General features: G+C 73.4%; 15 protein-coding genes. 8 read left to right on the top strand and 7 right to left on the bottom strand.

Annotation, left to right across the window (positions count from 1 at the left end):
• Window positions 1-10: 10 nt before the first annotated feature.
• From dnaJ to DEH69_RS18355, 3 genes are all read left to right on the top strand, one after another.
• Entirely contained in the window at window positions 11-1,204 is a 1,194-nt protein-coding gene (dnaJ, locus tag DEH69_RS18365) for a molecular chaperone DnaJ (protein ID WP_113688064.1), read from the top strand.
• A gap of 5 nt (window positions 1,205-1,209) precedes the next feature.
• On the top strand, window positions 1,210-1,662 hold the full coding sequence (locus DEH69_RS18360; RefSeq protein WP_113688063.1) for a heat shock protein transcriptional repressor HspR: 453 nt from the start codon (window positions 1,210-1,212) through the stop codon (window positions 1,660-1,662).
• A gap of 135 nt (window positions 1,663-1,797) precedes the next feature.
• On the top strand, window positions 1,798-2,331 hold the full coding sequence (locus DEH69_RS18355; RefSeq protein WP_113688062.1) for a TerD family protein: 534 nt from the start codon (window positions 1,798-1,800) through the stop codon (window positions 2,329-2,331).
• On the opposite strand, the gene DEH69_RS18350 is transcribed toward DEH69_RS18355, so the two are convergent.
• Both DEH69_RS18350 and DEH69_RS18345 read right to left on the bottom strand, forming a co-directional pair.
• The gene (locus DEH69_RS18350) at window positions 2,309-3,019 is read right to left on the bottom strand and encodes a phosphatase PAP2 family protein (protein ID WP_113688061.1); all 711 of its coding nucleotides are present in this window, start codon (window positions 3,017-3,019) and stop codon (window positions 2,309-2,311) included. The two genes, DEH69_RS18355 and DEH69_RS18350, sit on opposite strands and share 23 nt — an antisense overlap.
• A gap of 56 nt (window positions 3,020-3,075) precedes the next feature.
• Entirely contained in the window at window positions 3,076-5,082 is a 2,007-nt protein-coding gene (locus DEH69_RS18345; RefSeq protein WP_258534758.1) for an N-acetylmuramoyl-L-alanine amidase, read from the bottom strand.
• A 156-nt stretch (window positions 5,083-5,238) separates the two neighbouring features.
• On the opposite strand from DEH69_RS18345, the gene DEH69_RS18340 reads away from it, so the two are divergent.
• The 4 genes from DEH69_RS18340 (at window position 5,239) to DEH69_RS18320 (ending at window position 10,244) form a co-directional block, all read left to right on the top strand.
• A complete protein-coding gene (locus tag DEH69_RS18340; protein WP_181727485.1) occupies window positions 5,239-6,021 on the top strand; it encodes a serine protease in 783 nt (260 codons plus the stop codon).
• A gap of 574 nt (window positions 6,022-6,595) precedes the next feature.
• Entirely contained in the window at window positions 6,596-9,193 is a 2,598-nt protein-coding gene (gene clpB / locus DEH69_RS18330; protein ID WP_113688058.1) for an ATP-dependent chaperone ClpB, read from the top strand.
• Window positions 9,194-9,303: 110 nt separating this feature from the next.
• Window positions 9,304-9,939: a YbjN domain-containing protein gene (locus DEH69_RS18325; protein ID WP_113688057.1), complete on the top strand. Its 636-nt coding sequence runs from the start codon at window positions 9,304-9,306 to the stop codon at window positions 9,937-9,939.
• Window positions 9,936-10,244 carry an MTH1187 family thiamine-binding protein gene (locus DEH69_RS18320; RefSeq protein ID WP_113688056.1) on the top strand — a complete coding sequence of 103 codons (309 nt, stop codon included), beginning with the start codon at window positions 9,936-9,938 and terminating at the stop codon, window positions 10,242-10,244. The genes DEH69_RS18325 and DEH69_RS18320 overlap by 4 nt, the downstream gene beginning before the upstream one ends.
• A gap of 43 nt (window positions 10,245-10,287) precedes the next feature.
• Here DEH69_RS18320 and DEH69_RS18315 read toward each other — a convergent pair whose 3' ends face one another.
• Window positions 10,288-13,176 carry a BTAD domain-containing putative transcriptional regulator gene (locus DEH69_RS18315; protein ID WP_113688055.1) on the bottom strand — a complete coding sequence of 963 codons (2,889 nt, stop codon included), beginning with the start codon at window positions 13,174-13,176 and terminating at the stop codon, window positions 10,288-10,290.
• A gap of 260 nt (window positions 13,177-13,436) precedes the next feature.
• On the opposite strand from DEH69_RS18315, the gene DEH69_RS18310 reads away from it, so the two are divergent.
• A complete protein-coding gene (locus DEH69_RS18310; RefSeq protein ID WP_113688054.1) occupies window positions 13,437-14,204 on the top strand; it encodes an AfsR/SARP family transcriptional regulator in 768 nt (255 codons plus the stop codon).
• Between the two features lie 97 nt (window positions 14,205-14,301).
• Here DEH69_RS18310 and DEH69_RS18305 read toward each other — a convergent pair whose 3' ends face one another.
• Genes DEH69_RS18305 through DEH69_RS18290 form a run of 4 tightly spaced genes read right to left on the bottom strand, consistent with a single transcriptional unit; the run spans window position 14,302 to window position 19,030 of the window.
• Entirely contained in the window at window positions 14,302-15,354 is a 1,053-nt protein-coding gene (locus DEH69_RS18305; protein WP_113688053.1) for an ABC transporter ATP-binding protein, read from the bottom strand.
• On the bottom strand, window positions 15,351-16,484 hold the full coding sequence (locus DEH69_RS18300; protein ID WP_113688052.1) for an ABC transporter ATP-binding protein: 1,134 nt from the start codon (window positions 16,482-16,484) through the stop codon (window positions 15,351-15,353). Before DEH69_RS18300 ends, DEH69_RS18305 begins: the two co-directional genes overlap by 4 nt.
• Entirely contained in the window at window positions 16,484-17,503 is a 1,020-nt protein-coding gene (locus DEH69_RS18295) for an ABC transporter permease (protein ID WP_113688051.1), read from the bottom strand. The genes DEH69_RS18300 and DEH69_RS18295 overlap by 1 nt, the downstream gene beginning before the upstream one ends.
• Window positions 17,504-17,518: 15 nt before the next feature.
• Window positions 17,519-19,030 carry an ABC transporter permease gene (locus DEH69_RS18290; RefSeq protein WP_113688050.1) on the bottom strand — a complete coding sequence of 504 codons (1,512 nt, stop codon included), beginning with the start codon at window positions 19,028-19,030 and terminating at the stop codon, window positions 17,519-17,521.
• Between the last annotated feature and the right edge of the window lie 145 nt (window positions 19,031-19,175).

Here is a 19,175-nt window from a genome sequence, read left to right as displayed (position 1 = left end):
GGCGCCGGGGATGAGCACCAAGGACTTCATCGAGAAGGACTTCTACAAGGTCCTCGGCGTGCCCAAGGACGCCACCGAGGCGGAGATCAAGAAGGCGTACCGGAAGCTCGCCCGGGAGAACCACCCGGACGCCAACACCGGTGACGCCCGCGCGGAGGAGCGTTTCAAGGATGTCTCCGAGGCGTACGACGTGCTCGGCGACCCCAAGCGGCGCAGGGAGTACGACGAGGCGAGGGCGCTGTTCGGCAACGGCGGGTTCCGCCAGGGACCCGGCGGGGCCGGGCAGTTCAACTTCGACCTCGGCGACCTCTTCGGCGGCGGCCAGCCAGGCGGGCCTGGCACTGCCACGGGCCCAGGCGCCGCGGGTGGCTTCGGCGGCGGGCTCGGGGACGTCTTCGGCGGCCTGTTCAACCGCGGCGGCGCGGGCACCCGCACCGCGCCGCGCCGCGGCCAGGACATCGAGTCCGAGGTGACGCTCAGCTTCACCGAGGCGGTCGCGGGCGCCACCGTGCCGCTGCGGATGTCGTCGAGCGCGGCCTGCAAGGCGTGCTCGGGCACCGGCGACAAGAACGGCACACCCCGCGTGTGCCCCACGTGCGTCGGCACCGGGCAGGTCAGCAGGGGCGGCGGTGGCGGCTTCTCGCTCACCGACCCCTGCGTGGACTGCAAGGGCCGGGGGCTGATCGCCCAGGACCCGTGCGCGGTCTGCCGCGGCAGCGGCCGGGCGACCAGCTCGCGCACGATGCAGGTGCGCATCCCCGCGGGGGTGGACGACGGGCAGCGCATCAGGCTGCGCGGCAAGGGCGCGCCGGGCGAGCGCGGCGGGCCGGGCGGTGACCTGTATGTCGTCGTGCACGTGGACGACCACCCCGTCTTCGGCCGCCGCGGCGACAACCTCACGATCACCGTGCCGGTCACGTTCCCCGAGGCCGCGCTCGGTGGCGAGATCAAGGTGCCGACGCTCGGCGGGCCGCCCGTGACGCTCAAGCTGCCGCCGGGCACCCCGGGCGGGCGCACGATGCGGGCCCGCGGCAAGGGCGCGGTGCGCAAGGACGGCACCCGCGGTGACCTGCTGGTCACCATCGAGGTGGCCGTGCCGCGCGACCTGGACGACAGGGCGAGAAAGGCCCTGGAGGACTATCGCGCCGCGGTGGACGGCGAAGACCCCCGAACAGGGCTGTTCGAGGCCGCGAGAGGAGAGTAAACGAGATGGACGGCCGGCACGGACAGAGCAGCAACCCCTACGAACTGACCGACGAAACCCCGGTGTACGTCATCTCGGTCGCGGCGCAGCTCTCCGGGCTGCACCCGCAGACGCTCAGGCAGTACGACCGGCTCGGCCTCGTGTGCCCCAACAGGGCGGCGGGCCGGGGCCGCCGGTACTCCGCGCGCGACATCCAGCTGCTGCGGCAGGTGCAGAAGCTCTCGCAGGACGAGGGGATCAACCTCGCGGGGATCAAGCGCATCATCGAGCTGGAGACCCAGGTCGCCGCGCTCCAGGCCAAGGTCGTCGAGCTCCAGCAGGCCGTCGAGGGCGCGGCGCTCGCGATGCGGCAGCGGGAGGCGCAGGTGCACGCCTCCTACCGCCGCGACCTGGTGCCGTACCAGGACGTCCGCCAGTCGTCCGCCATCGTGGTCTGGCGCCCCGAGCGCGGGCGCTGACTCCTGCTCCCGCACGGGCGGCGCCTCGCCCGTTCCGCCGCCGTCCCGCTCCGCCGCCTCGCCCCGTCGGCGGCGGCGCGACGCCCGTGACACCATGGCAACGACCTTGAGCAGTCGGGACGTTGGGAGGACGCGGTGAGCGGTGCCAGCAGGGGAATCGCCAGGGCCGAGGTGATGATCAAGTGGGATCCGAGCCCGGCCGGCGAGGCGTCGAGGGACGTGGACATCATCGCGGGGGTGTTCAGGAAGGACGACCCGTTCGGCGCCCCCGTCTATGTCGTGCACCCAGGACGCCGCTCCCCCGACGGCACGATCACGGTCAAGCGCGAGAGCAGGACCGGGCAGGGCTTCGGGTACGACGAGGTGATGGCGTTCGAGTTCGACCGGATGTCGTCCGACTACGTCCGCGTCGTCGTCGGCGTGGCGGTGCAGCAGGCGGGCGGGGCGAGGACGCTCGGCGAGGCGGGCAACCCCCGCGTGCGCGTCGTCGAGGGCCATGACGAGCTGGTGCCCGAGCGGGGGCTGCCCGAGGTGGCAGGGGCGCTCTCGGCCACGGTGGGTGAGTTCACGCGGGACGGCGCAGGGCCCTGGGCGTTCGCCGCCTCGGTGCGGGGATTCGACGCCGACCCCGAGGAGTTCGCCCGGGTCATGGGCCGCCGCCCGGCGTAGCCGAGGCGTTCACCGCGCGGGCGTTCACCGCGCGGGCGCTCACCGCGCGCAGCAGGCGCGCGAGCGGCGGGAGCGCGAGGGCGGTGAACGCGCCCGCGAGCAGCCAGCCCGCCACCACGTCGCTGGCCCAGTGCACGCCGAGCGCCAGGCGGCTGACACCCACGGCCAGCGCCCACGCGGCGGGCACCGCCACGGCGAGCGCCCGGGTCGCCGTACGGCGGCCGTACGGCAGCAGCGCCGCGGCCAGGCCGATGGCCGCGAGCGCCGACGTGGTCGCGTGACCCGAGGGCAGCGCGGGGTTGTTGACGTGCGTGGTCCAGTCGCCGACCGGGGGCCTCGGCCGGTCGAACGCGTTGACCAGCGCGAACCGGATCAGCTGCGCGCCGATCAGCGCCCCGAGGCCCAGCACGGCGCCGAGGTACCAGCGCCGGGGCGCGGCGAGGGCGCCGGCGACGGAGGCCATGACATGGGGAACGCCTCGGCTGCCGGTGTCCGAGACGACCTGGAAGGCGTCGACGAGGCCCGCCGTGCGGTGGTCCACCACCCAGTTCCGCACGGCCAGGTCCACGCCGAGCGGGCCGCCCCCACCGGGGACGGCCACGACGACGAGCGCGGCGAACAGGGCGGCGGCCACGGCGGCGAGCAGCGGTGGCCGCGGCGGTGCGGGACGTGCGGTGACCAGAGGCATCGCCGCGAGTCTAGGCGCTGACCTCGAACACCTCAGCGTTCACCTCAGCGTTCACCTCAGCGTTCCGAGCGCCGCAACTCCACGTCGGCGGCCCGGACATACGCCACTCGGTGGCCCAGCTGGATCTGGTAGTACGCCTCGCCGCGCACCACCGTGTGCTGGGCGGGGTCGAAGGTGACGGCCCAGTAGTAGCGGCTCTCGGTGCGCATGCCGACCGCGTACTCCTGGTCGGCGGGGATCGTGTACGAGAGCGGCACGACCGACTGGACGGGCACGCCCTCGGGGTAGGCGGCGGCCTCGGGGTAGGCGCGGCCGTAGACCGGGATGGTCTCCGCGCCGTCCCTGCCGGTGACGACCCAGCCGCGGGCGTGCACGGCGGTGGGGGCGTCGGCGGGGTTGTGGAACCACGCGCGCTGGCCCAGGTACCAGATCGCCGTCCAGTCGCCCTCGCGGCCCGCCACCGCGAACCGCTGCCCGGCCGTCGCGCGGGCGCCGACGTCGTTCACGCCGTCCGACGACGCGCCGCCGCCCGGGTGCGTCCCCGGGTCGGAGACCAGCGGGGCCTCGGGGTCGGGCGCGGTGCGCAGGCGGACGGCCGACGAGCCGTGCGGGGCGCAGGGCTCGCCATCGGCGCCGCAGTCGGTGAACCCCGGGGTGTGGGTGGCGTAGTCGGGGGCGATGGTGACGAGGCCGCCTTCGGGTCCCGCGGTGGGGCGGAACGGCGCGCCGAGCAGGTCGAAGTAGTGCGCCCAGTCCCAGTAGGGGCCGGGGTCGGTGTGCATGCCGGGGACGTTGGCGTCGACGGGGCCCTGGACGTTGTCGTGGCCCAGGATGTGCGCGCGGTCGAGCGGGATGTCGTACCTGTGGGCCAGATACCGCACCAGGCGGGCCGACGTGCGGTACATCGCCTCGGTGTACCAGGCGTCGGGGTCGGTCAGGAAGCCCTCGTGTTCGAGGCCGATGGAGCTCGCGTTGGTGAACCAGTTGCCCGCGTGCCAGCCGACGTCCTCGGTCGCGACGTGCTGGGCGATGTGGCCGTCGGATGAGCGCAGGCTGTAGTGCCACGACACATAGGTGGGGTCCTGGACGAGGTCCAGGGTGGTGTCCCACGTGGCCTCGGTGTCGTGGATGACGATCGTCTCGACGGGCTGCGAGCGGGGCCGGTCGGCCTGGTCGTGGTTGCCGTAGTCGCCGTCGCCGAGATCCTGGTACGGGGCGGGCAGCCACTCGCACGAGACGGTGCGCGGGCACTCGACGTCCGGGTTCCGGGGGCGGCTCGGCAGGCCGATGGCGTCGGCGGCCGAGGTGTCGGGGGTGACGGCCGACGGGCGCAGGGTGACGCGTTGGCCCGTGGAAGTGACGTGCTGGGCGCCGGAGTTGATCACGTCGTAGACGTCGTCGGCGAAGACCTCGGCGGCCTCCCTGCTGTCCGCGCCCGCGTACGCGGCGACCGCGCCGTACCAGTCGGCCGGGTCGTCGCTCGCCGGGCGGCCGAGGTCGCGCTGCGCGTCGGCGAGCAGGGCGGCGCCGCCGCGGATGTTGGCGGCCTCGGCGGTGCGCAGCTCATCGGGGGCGAGACCGGTCAGCTCGGCGGCGTGCGCGAGGGTGTTCGACGCGGCGGGCAGCTCGTCGGCGCGGGGCGCGGCGTATGCGGCGTATGCGGCGGGCTCGGGGTCGAGCGGGGCGCGCGCGTCGTCGCCGCGCGGGTCGGCGTGGCCGTGCGCCAGGTGCTCGCCGTTTTCCCCGGCCTGCCCGGCTTCTTCGGCCTCCTCGGCCTGCTCGGCCAGGGCCGTCGCGGCGTCGGTGAGGTGCATCGGGCCATAGCCGCCCGTGACGCTCGGCGCGCCGCCGTGGCCGTCCCAGCGGGACTGGAGGTAGGAGACGCCGAGCAGCACGCTCTCGGGAACGCCGTGCCGCTCGGCCGCGTCGGCGAAAGCCGCCTGGAGCGCGCCCCTGTCGTCCCCCGCCGCGGCCGAGGGTCCTGAGGGGAGCAGGGGCAGGGCGACGGCCACGGCGGCGGTGGCGACCACCGTGCGCCTGGCGAGGGGGAAGGGGCTGCGCACGAGGGGTGCCTCCCGGGGGGAACGGACCGCTGGAACAGGTCAGTTGACCATGGCATGGGCATGCTCCTCGGCCGGGGGCCCGGCGTCAAGGACCGGACCACTCGATCGGCTGAGGGCGGCTGGACATGCCGGGGGCGGGCTCCCAGGGTGTTCCCTATGAGGATCGCGCGCCTGCCGATACCCGTCGCCATCGCCGCCGTGTCGCTGGCGCTCGGCGCCCAGCCAGCCGCGGCCGCCGACCCGTGGGCCCCGGGCCCGGTCAGCACGGTGGGCAAGCTGATCTGGGACGCGGGCGGCGGGCGCCTCGGGCTGTGCTCGGGGGCCGTGGTCGAGGCGCCCAACGGCAGCGTGGTCGCCACGGCCGCGCACTGCGTGCGCAGCCAGGAGGCGCCCGAGCCGCCTGACGAGGTGTGGTTCGTGCCGGGCTACGACCACGGGATCGACAGCTACCGCGAGGACGGCTGGCGGGTGGCGGCGTTCCACACGCCCGAGGGCTGGGACGTGACGCGGGCGACGACGGAGATCCTGCCGCACGACTACGCGTTCCTCACGGTGGGCGAGAAGGAGGGGCGCACGCTCCAGGAGGCGCACGGCGCGAACCGGCTGGCGTTCGAGCCGGTGGAGGAGGGCGCCGAGGTGGCGGTGCTCGGCTATCCCGCGGCGGGCCCCTACGACGGCGAGTCGCTGCACCACTGCGCGGGCCTGACCGATGTGCTGACGGAGGGTGAGGCGCAACGGCCCAACCTCGGCGGGCTCATGCTCGAGGGGTGCGACCTGACGGCCGGTTCGAGCGGGGGCCCCTGGGTGCGGGAGTGGGCGGCCGACGGGCAGTCGGGCACGGTGGTCGCGGTGATGTCGGTGGGCAGCGGCGAGGGCATGGTGGTGGGCCGCCCGTTCCCTGACGAGGCGCGCGACCTGCTGGCGACCGCGGGCGCGTGACCAGCCTGGCCTGCGCGCCGTCGTACCGGCCGACGCGAAAGGCGGAGACCCGGAACTCCCGCGCCGTGGTCGAGACCCGCAGCCGCACCTCGTCGCCGGGACGGACGCTGACCTGGTCGGCGTAGCCGAGGATGGCGTTCTCGCCGCCCCGGTCCCGAATGCGCCGGTCGTCGGTGCCCTCGCGCTCCCGCTCCTCCGCGATCCCGCCCTGGTCGCGCGCCCCCGACGCCTGGCAGGCCGCCCCGAGGGCGACCGCTTCCGCGGCTGTCGCGCAGGCCCCGAGGAAACGGCGTCGCTCCCACGCCGCTCCCGCTCGCGTGTCCACCATGTCCGACCGCCCGTGTGCCGTGCCGCCGCCTGCGCCCGGATTCACCGCCTCCGGCGGGAACGGCAAACGAAGACGGGCCCGCCCCAGGCGCCCGCGCTCGTGTCCCGGCTCCGGCCGCGGCGCGCGGGTACCTGGGCCCGTCGTCCGGCTGCCTGCAAGGCATTGAGTGGAATAGACTCAACTTATCGCACGTTGCCTCTGGCAGACTCACGTCTGGACATGGGATCACGGAGGAGTACCGCTGAAGTGAACGCCGAGCTGACCAACAGGAGCCGGGATGCCATCAGCGCGGCCAACGACCGCGCCCTCACCGGGGGGCATCCTGACATCACCCCGGCGCACCTGCTGCTCGCCCTGCTGACCGGGCGGGACAACGAGAACATCCAGGACCTCCTCGCCGCCGTCGACGCCGACCAGGCGGCGCTGCGCTCGGGCGCCGAGCGGGAGCTGGCCGCGCTGCCCAGCGTCCAGGGCGCCTCCGTCGCAAAGCCCCAGCCCAACCGCGAGCTGCTCGCGGTCATCGCCGACGCCGCGCGCCGCGCGAAGGAGCTGGGCGACGACTTCGTCTCCACCGAGCACCTGCTGATCGGCCTCGCGGCCAAGGGCGGGCGGACCGGTGAGCTGCTGGCCGCGGAGGGCGCCGCCGACCGCAAGCTGCTCGACGCGTTCGAGGCGGGCCGCGGCGGGCAGCGCGTCACGACCGCGGATCCGGAGGGCACGTACAAGGCGCTGGAGAAGTTCGGCACGGACTTCACCGCCGCCGCCCGCGAGGGCAGGCTCGACCCCGTCATCGGCCGCGACCACGAGATCCGCCGCGTGGTGCAGGTGCTCTCGCGCCGCACCAAGAACAACCCCGTGCTCATCGGCGAGCCGGGCGTCGGCAAGACCGCCGTCGTGGAGGGCCTGGCCCAGCGCATCGTCAAGGGCGACGTCCCCGAGTCCCTGAAGAACAAGCGGCTGGTCTCCCTCGACCTGGGCGCCATGGTGGCGGGGGCGAAGTACCGGGGCGAGTTCGAGGAACGGCTCAAGGCCGTGCTGGCCGAGATCAAGGACAGCGCGGGCCGGGTCATCACCTTCATCGACGAGCTGCACACCGTCGTCGGGGCGGGCGCGGGCGGCGACTCCGCGATGGACGCCGGGAACATGCTCAAGCCCATGCTGGCCCGCGGCGAGCTGCGCATGGTGGGCGCGACCACGCTCGACGAGTACCGCGAGCGGATCGAGAAGGACGCCGCGCTCGAACGCCGTTTCCAGCAGGTGCTGGTCGCCGAGCCGACCGTCGAGGACTCCATCGCGATCCTCCGCGGGCTCAAGGGCCGGTACGAGGCGCACCACAAGGTCGTGATCGCCGATGGCGCGCTGGTGGCCGCCGCGGCGCTCTCGGACCGTTACATCACCTCGCGCTTCCTGCCCGACAAGGCCATCGACCTGGTCGACGAGGCCGCGTCCAGGCTGCGGATGGAGATCGACTCCTCGCCCGTGGAGATCGACGAGCTCCAGCGCTCGGTCGACCGGCTGCGGATGGAGGAGCTGGCCCTGGCCAACGAGTCCGACATCTCGTCGCGCGAGCGCCTGGAGCGGCTGCGGCGCGAGCTGGCCGACCGCGAGGAGGAGCTGCGCGGGCTGACCGCGCGCTGGGAGAAGGAGAAGCAGGGGCTCAACCGGGTCGGCGAGCTCAAGGAACGCCTCGACGAGGCGCGCGGCGTGGCCGAACGCGCCCAGCGCGACGGCGACTTCGAGGCCGCCTCCAAGGTGCTCTACGGCGAGATCCCCGCCCTTGAGCGCGAGCTGGCCGAGGCGTCCGAGGCCGAGCAGGAGGCCAAGCGGGACACGATGGTCAAGGAGGAGGTGGGTCCCGACGACATCGCCGACGTCGTCTCGTCCTGGACCGGCATCCCGGCGGGGCGGCTGATGGAGGGCGAGACCGAGAAGCTGCTGCGCATGGAGGACGAGCTGGGGCGGCGGCTGATCGGGCAGAGCGAGGCCGTGCGCGCCGTCTCCGACGCGGTGCGCCGCAGCCGCGCGGGCATCGCGGACCCGGACCGGCCGACGGGCTCGTTCCTGTTCCTCGGGCCGACCGGCGTCGGCAAGACCGAGCTGGCCAGGACGCTGGCCGACTTCCTCTTCGACGACGAGCGCGCCATGGTCCGCATCGACATGAGCGAGTATGGCGAGAAGCACTCGGTGGCCAGGCTCGTCGGCGCGCCCCCCGGCTATGTCGGGTACGAGGAGGGCGGCCAGCTCACCGAGGCCGTCCGCCGCCGCCCCTACACGGTCGTGCTGCTCGACGAGGTGGAGAAGGCGCACCACGAGGTCTTCGACATCCTGCTCCAGGTGCTCGACGACGGGCGGCTGACCGACGGGCAGGGCCGCACGGTCGACTTCCGCAACACCATCCTCGTCCTCACCTCCAACCTGGGCAGCCAGCACCTGATCGACCCGCTGGCCAAGCCGGAGGAGCAGCGCGAGGAAGTGCTGGCGGCGGTGCGGGCGGCGTTCAGGCCCGAGTTCCTCAACCGCCTCGACGACATGGTGGTCTTCCACGCGCTCACGGGCCCCGAGCTTGGGCGCATCGCCAGGATCCAGCTGGACTCGCTCCAGCGGCGGCTGGCCGACCGGCGGCTCACCCTGGACGTCACCGAGCTGGCGCTCGACTGGCTGGCCGCCGAGGGGAACGATCCCGCGTATGGCGCGAGGCCGCTGCGGCGCCTGGTGCAGACGGCCATCGGCGACCCGCTGGCCCGCAGGATCCTGGCGGGCGAGATCAGGGACGGCGACACCGTGCGCGTGGACGCCGACCTGGACGGCGGGCTGACGATCGGGCCCGTCCCACGCGCGGAGTGACCGCGCGGTGAGCGCCGCGCGCCCGCCCCGGTCCGGTTGCCCGACCGGGGTGGGCATGGGAGAGGATGGGAATCCTGCCCTGCCCCGCGCGCCTGACGAAGGGACCCCCCGTGTCTGTCGATCCGTCCGCGATCCCCAACTTCGGCGGCAAGCCGGAGCGGAAGGGCCCGCCACAGCAGGCGGGCAGGCCCACGGGCCCGATCATGCCGAACCAGGAGCTGGTCAAGCAGCTGCTCGACCGCATGAAGCTCAAGCACGTGGTGGACAAGGAGGGCGACCTGGTCGCCCCGTGGAAGCACCATCGCGTCTACTTCATGTTCCGCGGCGAGGAGCGCCAGCGGGTCCTGACGGTCAGGACGTTCTACGACAGGCCGCACACCATCGACGACAAGCCGCGGCTGCTTCAGGCCATCGACGAGTGGAACCACTCCACCCTCTGGCCCAAGGTCTACACGCACACCAGCGATGACGGAACGGTTCGCCTGATCGGCGACTTCCATCTGCTGCTCGGCGCCGGGGTCGGCTTCGACCACTTCGTGGCATCGGTGGTCAGCTGGGTGCGCGCGGCGGGCGAGTTCGACAAGTGGCTGGTCGAGCGGTTCGGACTCGAGAAGGACGAGGAGCCTGAGCCGGGCGCGGACGCCGCGGGCGACGACGAGACGGGCGCGGGCGCCGCGGGCGCCGATGCCGCCGATGCCGCCCGTGACGGCGAAGGCGACGGCGGGGACGCCAGGGGCGCGTCGTGATCGTCGCGTTCTCCGTCACGCCCATCGGTACGGGCGAGGACGTCGGCGCTGAGGTCGCCGAGGCGGTGCGCGTGGTCCGCGAGAGCGGGCTGCCGCACCGCACCGACGCGATGTTCACGAGCATCGAGGGCGAGTGGGACGAGGTCATGGACGTTGTCAAGCGCGCCGTCGACGCGGTCAAGGCCCGCGCGGGCCGCGTGAGCGTCGTGCTCAAGGCGGATATCCGCGACGGCGTCACCGACGGGCTGACCGCCAAGGTCGCCCGCGTCGACGAGCTGCTCGGCGGACCCGAAAGGGCCGGGTGACCCGCGTCCGGCGCCGTGGCGGTCCACGGCGCCGGACGCGCCATCAGGGCCCCCGCAGTCCTGGGTCGTCCTCGAGCTCGCGCAGCCTCGTCAGCGCCCCGTCCACCTCGAGGCTGCCGATGTCCTCCGCGATGCGCAGCGTCGCCAGCCACGCCTCGCGCGCCGCGTCCGTGTCGCCGATCGCCCGGTAGGTGTCGCCGAGGCGGAGCAGCACGACGCACTCGAGCATCCGCTCGCCGAGCACCGGGCCGCGCAGCACGGCCAGGGCCCGCTCGAAGTTGTCCACAGCCTCGGCCCAGGCGCCCAGGTGGTGGTGGATATGGCCCAGGCTGTCCAGCGTCGCCGCCAGGCCCAGCGGGTCGCCCTGGCCCTCCTGGAGCGCGAGCGCGTCACGGCAGTAGCCGAGCGCTTCCTTGTGCTCGCCCTGGAGGGAGAGCAGCCAACCGACCATGTTGAGCGCCCTGGCGACGCCCGCGTCGTTGCCCAGGCTCTCGAAGAGCGCGAGGGCGCGGCGCTCCGAGTCAAGCGCCTCGGACAGCCTGCCCATGTTCTCCAGGACATACGCGATGTGCTGGTGCGTCGTGGCCTGGCCGTGCCGGTCCCCGATCTCCTCGAACAGGCCGAGCGCGTCCCGCAGCAGGTCAAGGCCCTCCTGGTGGCGCAGGAAGCGGGTCGCGAGCCTGGCCTTGCTCGACAGCGCGCGCGCCTGCTCGGCCAGGTCGCCCAGGCGCCGGGCCGAGGCGAACGCGATGTCCTGCACGTCGGCCAGGGTGTGCCAGCTGCCCTGCCGGTCGAGGAACCCCGCGATGGCCCAGGCAAGACCGCACGCGTGCCGGTCGAAGCCCTCGGCCGCCGCCCGTTGCACCGTGGCGATCAGCGTCGCGCGCTCGGCGGTGGCCCAGGACAGCGCCTCGGCCTCGTCGGCGAACGTCTCCCCCTCGACGCCACGCGGCGGCGGCCCGAGCCAGGGCTGCTTGCGCCACTGCGGCGTGAACAGCATGAACGCCCGGTGCGCCGAGTGCAGATAGTGGTCGAGCACCCGGCGCGTGGCCGCGCGCCTCGCGGGCTCGCCGTCGTGGCGCGCCGTCAGCTCGGCGGCGTAGGCGCGCAGCAGGTCGTGCAGCGTGTAGCGCCCCCCGCTCCGCTCGGTGACCAGCTGGGCCCTGGCCAGCTCACCGAGCAGCGCCCTGGTGTGCCGGGGCGTGAGCCCGGTCAGGGCGGCGGCCGACGCGACGCCGAGGTCGGGTCCGGGGTGCAGCCCGACGAGCCGGAACAGCCGCGCGGCGGGCGGGCTCAGCGCCCGGTAGGACCACGAGAACAGGGCGCGGATGTCGGTGACCGCGTCGTCCGCCTCCCCCGCGAAGGCGTCAAGGGTCTCCGACGAGACGAGCCCGTCGACCAGCTCGGCCAGGGAGCGCCCCGGCGCCGCGGCGGCCTGCGCCGCCACCACGGCGAGCGCAAGCGGCAGCCTGGCGCAGCGCGCGATGATCGCGTCCACCGCCGCCGCCTCGGCCGCGACCCGCTCGGGCCCGAGGCGGTCGGCGAGCATCTGCCACGCCTCGTCGCGCGTGAACAGGTCAAGGCCCACGGGCCGCGCGCCCAGCGAGGCGACGAGGCCGAGCAGCCGGTTCCTGCTGGTCACCACGGTGAGGCTGCCGGGCGACCCCGGCAGCAGCGGGCGGACCTGCTCGGCGTCACGCGCGTTGTCGAGCACGACCAGCATCCGCTTGTCCGCCAGGGCGCTGCGGAACAGCGCGGCCCGCCCGTCCACATCGGTCGGCACGCGCCGCGGCGGCACCTCGAGGGCGGAGAGAAAGCCGCGCAGCGCGTCCGAGGGGGCCAGCGGGTCCTGGGCGCGGGCGAAGCCGCGCAGGTCCACATAGAGCTGCCCGTCGGGGAAGTGCTCGGCGACCCGGTGTGCCCAGTGCACCGCGAGCGCGGTCTTGCCGATGCCCGGCGTGCCGTTGACCGTCGCGACGGCCGCCGCCCGCGGGCCGCCGTCCCCGCGCGGAAGCAGCGCGTCAAGGCGCGCGAGCGCCTCGTGCCGTCCGGTGAACGCGGGCAGGTCGGGCGGCAGTTGGCTCGGCCGCACGCGGGCGCGCGGCACCTCGTGCGCGCCTGGGAGCGCGCCCTGGGGCGTGCCACGGGGCGCGGGTGGGTCGAGCGCGGGGTCGCGGCGCAGGACGCGCTCGTGCAGCTCCCGCAGCGTGCCCCCCGGCTCCTCGCCCAGGTCATCGCGCAGCTGCTGCCGGGCGCGCGCGTACGCCGCCAGCGCGTCCGCCTGTCGCCCCGACCGGTAGAGCGCGGTCATCAGCTGCCCGACCAGTGGCTCGGCGAGCGGGTGGTCCAGCACCGCCGCGGACAGCGGCCCGACCGCCTCCGCGTGCCTGCCGAGCCGCAGCTCCAGGTCGAAACGCTCGGTGAGCAGCGTGACCAGCTCGCGTTCGAGGCCGATCCGCGCGCGCCCCGCCCACTCCCCCTTGAGCCCGGCGAGCGGCGTGCCGTGCCACAGCGCCGCGGCCTCGCCGAGCAGCTCGGCCGCCCGCCGCGGTCCGGCCGCCCCCACGGCCGCCTCCCGCGCCTCCCGCGCCCGCCTGACCAGGCCGCGTGAGCGGTGCAGGTCGATCCGGTCGGGCGGGATGTCCAGCAGATAGCCCCCCGCCCTCCTGCGCACCGCCGGCGCCCCCGCGCCGCCGCCCGCGCGCCCGAGCACCCGGCGCAGCCGGGAGATGTACGTGTACAGCGCGTCCCTGGCGTTCGCCGGGGGATCCGATGGCCAGACCCGGTCGATCAGGGTCTCCGTCGTCACCGGACGCCCCGGCGTCATGGCGAGCAGCGCGAGCACGCACCGCTGCTGGGGCGGCCCCAGCTCGAATCTGCTGCCGTCTGGTGCCCGGAGCTCAACGGCACCGAGCAGCCGTATGTCAACCATCTCTCAGCTTGTCCCATCCCCTGGAGGTCCACCGACATCCCCCGAAGAAGTTCGGTTATATACCGCTAAGGAACAAGCCCGCGACGGCGTTCACCCCTGGGGACGCCGCGCGAACCGCGAGATCAGAACGCGGTGAGGGCCGGGGCCCCTCGTCCGGGCGCCCATCCCTGTGTCAGCTTCCGTCAAGATTCCGCTCAGGGGCCTTTGGCACGATCGGCTCCTCCTCCCTCCCCACCGGCTCATGGGAACGGTGATGTCTCGTGTCCGTGTCACTCACACTCTCGCCGGCCCCCGCCACCACGTTCCGGCTGCTCGGCCTGTTCTCGTTCGAACGGGAGGGCGGCGCACCGCCGCGGCCCATGTGGCCCAAGCCCAGCGCGTTGCTCGCCCTCCTGCTGGTCGCTGACGGGCCCGTCACGCTCGAGCGGATCGCGGCCGAGCTGTGGGGTGACCGGCGCCCCGAGTCCGCGGTCGCCAACATCCGCGGCTACATCGGCATCCTGCGCCGCGGGTTCGGCGGCGGCGCGGTCCGCACGCTGCCCGGCTCCTACGAGCTGGCGCTGCCCGGCGCACTCCTTGACTCCGACGCGTTCCTCGACCTGCTCGACCGCGCCGAGGACGCGGGGTCGCCGGGGGAGCGCGAGGAGCTGCTCGGGCGGGCGCTCGCCCTGTGGCACGGGCCCGCGCTCGCCGGGCTCACCCATGGCCCGGTGCTGGAGAGCTGGGTGGAGCGGATGAACGGGCACAGGCGCCGCGCGACGCTCCAGCTCGCCGAGCTGTCGCTCGCGGGCGGCAGATACGGCCGCGCCCAGGACCTGCTGCGCCAGCACCTGGTGGGCCACCCGACCGACGAGTCGGCCTACCAGCTGCTCATGCGGGCGCTGCACGAGGCCGGGGACAGCAGCGCCGCGCTCGTGGTCTACCAGCGCGCCAACCGCCGCCTGGTGGACCACGGCCTGCTGCCGGGGCCGAGGCTGCGCGGCACGCAGCAGGCCATCCTCAACCACAGGCCGCTGCCGCCCTGCTGAGAGGACGCCCGAGGAGGCGCCCGCCGAGACGGCGCCCGCCGAGAGGGCGCCCGCCGAGACGGCGGCCCCGGGCGCACGGGGGCCCGGGGCCGCGCTCTTACACCGTCTGCGGGATGACCGCCTCGTCCTCCGCGAAGTGGCACGCCACCGGGTGCCCCGAGCCGCGGTCGACCAGCTCGGGCACCTCGGTCGCGCAGATGTCCCGCGCCTTCCAGCACCGGGTGCGGAAACGGCAGCCGCTCGGCGGGTCGAGCGGGCTCGGCACGTCCCCGGTCAGCACCGTCCGCTTCCTGGCGCGCTCCTTCTTCGGATCGGCCAGCGGCGCGGCGGAGAGCAGCGCCTGCGTGTACGGGTGCGAAGGGCGCTCGTACACGTCCTCGCGCGTGCCCGTCTCCACGATCCGGCCCAGGTACATCACGGCGACGCGGTCGGAGATGTGGCGGACCACCGACAGGTCGTGCGCGATGAAGACATAGGCGACGCCGAGCCGGTCCTGAAGGTCCTCAAGCAGGTTGACGATGCCCGCCTGCACGGAGACGTCGAGCGCCGAGACCGGCTCGTCGAGCACGAGCAGCCGCGGCTCGAGGGCCAGCGCGCGGGCGATGCCGATGCGCTGCCGCTGGCCGCCGGAGAACTCGTGCGGGTAGCGGTTGCCGTGCTCGGGGCTCAGGCCGACCAGCTTGAGCAGCTCGGCCACCCGCTCCTTGCCGCCCGAACGCCAGCGGCCCGCCACCTTGAGCGGCTCGGCGATGATGTCGTTGACCGGCAGCTTGGGGTTGAGCGACGCGTAGGGGTCCTGGAAGACCATGCCCGCGCTGCGCTGCACCTGGCGCAGCGCGTTGCCGGTGAGCGCGGTGATCTCCCGGCCCTCGAAGCGGACCGAGCCCGATGTGGGCTTGATCAGCTGGAGCACGGCCCGGCCCGTGGTGGACTTGCCGCAGCCCGACTCGCCCACCACGCCCAGGGTCTCGCCCCGGCCGACGCCGAACGAGACGCCGCTGACGGCCTGGACCTGCCCGGTGATCCTGCGGATCAGGCCGCCGCCCCTGACGGGGAAGTTGACGACCAGGTCGGAGACGCTCAGCAGCTCGTCGGATCCGCCGTCCGCCGCGTCCTTCTCCAGCGCGCCCGGCTCGCTCGGCGTGGTCATCGGCCCTCCTTGAAGAACGCGGTGGCGTCCGCCGCCTCGGCCAGCTTGTCGCTGTGGTGGCAGGCGGCGTGGTGCCCGTCGCCCGTGTCGGCGATGGCGGGTTCGTCCTGCCGGCAGATGTCGCTCGCCAGCGGGCAGCGCGGCGAGAACGGGCAGCCCTTCGGCAGGTGGATCAGCGAGGGCGGGGTGCCGACGATGGGCCGCAGGCGCTCGTCGCGCTCGCCTTCGAGCGAAGGGATGGAGCCGAGCAGCCCGGCGGTGTACGGCATGCGCGGCTCGTAGAACACCTGGTCCGTCGCGCCGATCTCCACGGGCTTGCCCGCGTACATCACGAGCGTGCGGTGGGCCATGCCCGCGATGACGCCCAGGTCGTGGGTGATCAGCAGGATCGCGGCGTTGACCGTGTCCTTGACCTCGAGAAGCTTCTCCAGGATCTGCGCCTGCACGGTCACGTCGAGCGCGGTGGTGGGCTCGTCGGCGATGATGATGTCGGGGTCGTTGATGATGGCCATCGCGATCATCACGCGCTGGCGCATCCCGCCGGAGAACTCGTGGGGGTAGGCCCGCAGCCGCTTGCCCGCCTGCGGGATGCCGACCAGCTCAAGCATCTCCCGCGCCCGTTCGAGCGCCTTCTTGCGCGGCACGAGCTGGTGGGCGAGCACGGCCTCGGCGAGCTGGTCGCCGACGCTGCGGACGGGGTTGAGCGACGTCATCGGGTCCTGGAAGACCATGGCGATCTTGCGGCCGCGCAGCGAGCGCTGCTCCCTTGGGCGCAGCGTCAGCAGGTCCTGGCCGCGGTAGCGGATGGAGCCGCGCACCCGGGCGTTCTTGGGCAGCAGGCCCATCACGGCCATTGAGGAGACGGACTTGCCCGAGCCCGACTCGCCCACGATGCCCAGCACTTCGCGGGCGTGCAGCGTGTAGTCGACGCCGCGGACGGCCTTGACCAGGCCGTCGTCGGTGGGGAATTCGACCGTCAGGTTCTCGACGGTCAGGATCTCCTCGTCCGTGGGCGGCCTGGAGTCGGCCAGCGTCCTGGCGGTGTGGACCTCTTCGGCGGCGTCGGTCACCGCGGCGTCGAGCGGCGATGAGGGCGACGGCACCGAGGGAGTGGCAGGGGGAAGGGACATCAGTCACGCACCCGGGTCTGTCGGGGGTCGAAGGCGTCGCGCAGGCCGTCGCCGATGAAGTTCACGGAGAGCGCGATGGCGACGATGAACAGCCCTGGCCAGTAGAACAGCCAGGGCCTGACGGTCAGCGCGCTGCGGTACTCGGTGATCAGCCTGCCGAGCGACGTGTCGGGCGGCTGCACGCCGAGGCCGACGAACGAGAGCGCCGACTCGAGGAGCACCGCGCTGGCGATCGTGAGCGTGGCGGCCACGATGATGATGCCGACCGTGTTCGGCAGGATGTGCTTGAAGATGATCCGGTGGGCCGACGTGCCGACCGAGCGGGCCGCCTCCACGAACTCCTTCTCGCGCAGCGAAAGCACCTCGCCGCGCACCAGGCGGGCGATCTGCGTCCACGCCACCAGGCCGAGGAAGAGGGCGAACAGGACCACGCCGCTGTCGGCGATGATCACGCCGATCAGGCCCGCGATCAGCAGGGTGGGGATGGCGATGACCACGTCGGTGATCCGCATCAGCACGGCCTCGATCCAGCCGCGGAAGTACCCGGCCGCGGCGCCGATCACGGTGCCGACGAACGTGGCGACCAGGCCGACGATGATGGCGATCAGGAGCGACACCTGGGTGCCGCGCATGGTCAGGGCGAAGTAGTCGCGGCCTATGTTGTCCTGGCCGAAGGGGTGTTCGCCGAGGTGGACGCCGCCCCCGCCCAGGAAGCCGGGGAGCACGGAGAGCGTCGGGTCGCCGTTGCCCACGACGTTGCCCGTGGTGGTGGGGTCCTTGTCCCACCAGCCGGGTATCGGCCCCGCGCCGATCGAGGTGACCGAGAGTGCCACCACGAAGAGCAGCAGGAGTATCCCGGCCAGGGCGCCGCGGTGCCGGAAGAAGCGGCGGCGGACCAGCTGGCCCTGGGAGCGGGCCACCACGGCCATGCCCTGGGCGGCGTCGGCCGCCCCCGGCTGCGGGGGCACCTCGTCGGCTGGGCCCTTCTTCAGCACGGACGCCGGCGGATTGTGTGTCATGACCGGTCAGCTCCTCTACGACAGCCGGATGCGGGGGTCGACGAACGCGTAGGCGATGTCGGCCAGCATGTTGAAGACGACCACCGCGCCACCGGTGACCAGGAAGAACGCCATGATCGGCATGGGGTCGCCCTGCTCGATGCCGGTGAAGAGCAGCGAGCCCATCGCCGACCAGCCGAAGACCTGCTCGGTCACCACCGCGCCGCCGAGGATGGCGCCGATGTCGTAGGCGACCAGGGTGGTGATGGGGATCAGGCCGTTGCGCACGACGTGCCGCGTGACCACGGCCCGCTCGCTCAGGCCCTTGGCCCGCGCGGTGCGGACATAGTCCTGGTTCATGACCTCGAGCATGCTGGCGCGCGTGTAACGCGTGTAGCTCGCGAGCGAGAGCAGCACCAGGGCCAGGGTGGGCAGCGCCAGGTGGCCGAACGAGTCGAGGCCGCTCTCCCAGAAGGTGCCCTCGTAGTTGGGGGTCTCCGCGCCCACGGTGGAGATGGGGCGGCCGCCGACGGAGGCGGAGTAGTTGTCGAAGTTCATCAGCATGCGGTCGGTGAAGATGACCGCGCCGGTGAACAGGCCGGTGAGGACGGCGGAGGGGATGGCGGCCTGCCGGTAGAGCTCGCCGCCCCAGTACCAGCCGATGCCCGCGCTCACGGCCGCCGTCAGCACGGCGAGGCCGCCGATGGTCAGCAGGTCCGGGTCGTCGAGCACCGGGTCGAGGGCGAGCATGGCGACCACGCCGACGCCCGCGGTCATCAGGGCGGCCTGGAGCGGGCGTTGCCACTCAAGGCCGCGCACCAGCGTCGTGAAGCCGATGGCGCCAGCGGCGGCCGAGAGCGCGACCACGACGGGGCCGAGCCCGGGGTCGGTGAACCACTCGGTGGCGGACAGCACGGCGAGCAGCGCGGCCATGGCGGCGGCCGAGGCGGCGAAGGAGATCAGCCGCGTCCTGCGGTCGCCGAGGATGAGCGACGCGCACGCCATGCCCGTCAGCAGCGAGATCCCGCCGATGAACACCGGCGAGATCGTGGGGTCCGCGAGCCAGTCGTTGAAGTCGAGGGCGAGGAACTGCTTGAGCAGCGTGCCGATCCAGAAGACCGGGAGCGAGAAGCAGATGAACGCGACGAAGGTGACCGTCTGGTCGAGCGCGGTGTACTGCCGCAGCGCCGAGACGACGCCGATGGTGATGCCGACGACGATGGCGAGCACGGTGGCGCCGGTGACGAGCTGGAGCGTCGCGGTGAACGCGCCCTCCAGCATGGCGTTGACGTCCTGGCCCTGCCGGTTGACGCCGAGGTCGCCGGTGAGCACGTCGGCGAGCCAGAGGAAATAGCGGACGATCGTCGGCTCGTCCAGGTGCATCCGCTCGGTGATCTCGGCGATGGCCGACTCCTGCGCGGGCCCCGGCAGCTGCCGGGCCTCGGACAACGGGTCACGGACGTTGACCGCCAGGAAGAAGATCACTACCGAGGCGATGAGGAAGACCCAGATCGAGACGAAGAGTCGCCGCACGATGAAGGCGAGCATGGCGCAACTCCTGGGAAATCAGGGAGGTTCGGGCGGTGGGCGGGGGAGAAGGGGTCGGTGGGGGGACGGGCCGGGCCCGGACGACAGCAGACGGGGCCGGGGGTCTGGCGACCCCCGGCCCCATGGACACGGCCGATGCCGCGCT

The organism is Streptomyces sp. PT12 (assembly GCF_003311645.1).
Lineage (GTDB): Bacteria > Actinomycetota > Actinomycetes > Streptomycetales > Streptomycetaceae > Streptomyces.
This window is presented reverse-complemented; position numbering and strand designations above follow the sequence as displayed.

What these genes read in the sequence shown, in the direction of transcription:
- dnaJ (WP_113688064.1), top strand. Translation starts at nt 11, where the DNA reads ATGAGCACCAAGGACTTCATCGAGAAGGACTTCTACAAGGTCCTCGGC.
- DEH69_RS18360 (WP_113688063.1), top strand. Translation starts at nt 1,210, where the DNA reads ATGGACGGCCGGCACGGACAGAGCAGCAACCCCTACGAACTGACCGAC.
- DEH69_RS18350 (WP_113688061.1), bottom strand. Translation starts at nt 3,019, where the DNA reads ATGCCTCTGGTCACCGCACGTCCCGCACCGCCGCGGCCACCGCTGCTC.
- DEH69_RS18340 (WP_181727485.1), top strand. Translation starts at nt 5,239, where the DNA reads ATGAGGATCGCGCGCCTGCCGATACCCGTCGCCATCGCCGCCGTGTCG.
- DEH69_RS18315 (WP_113688055.1), bottom strand. Translation starts at nt 13,176, where the DNA reads ATGGTTGACATACGGCTGCTCGGTGCCGTTGAGCTCCGGGCACCAGAC.
- DEH69_RS18305 (WP_113688053.1), bottom strand. Translation starts at nt 15,354, where the DNA reads ATGACCACGCCGAGCGAGCCGGGCGCGCTGGAGAAGGACGCGGCGGAC.
- DEH69_RS18300 (WP_113688052.1), bottom strand. Translation starts at nt 16,484, where the DNA reads ATGTCCCTTCCCCCTGCCACTCCCTCGGTGCCGTCGCCCTCATCGCCG.
- DEH69_RS18295 (WP_113688051.1), bottom strand. Translation starts at nt 17,503, where the DNA reads ATGACACACAATCCGCCGGCGTCCGTGCTGAAGAAGGGCCCAGCCGAC.
- DEH69_RS18290 (WP_113688050.1), bottom strand. Translation starts at nt 19,030, where the DNA reads ATGCTCGCCTTCATCGTGCGGCGACTCTTCGTCTCGATCTGGGTCTTC.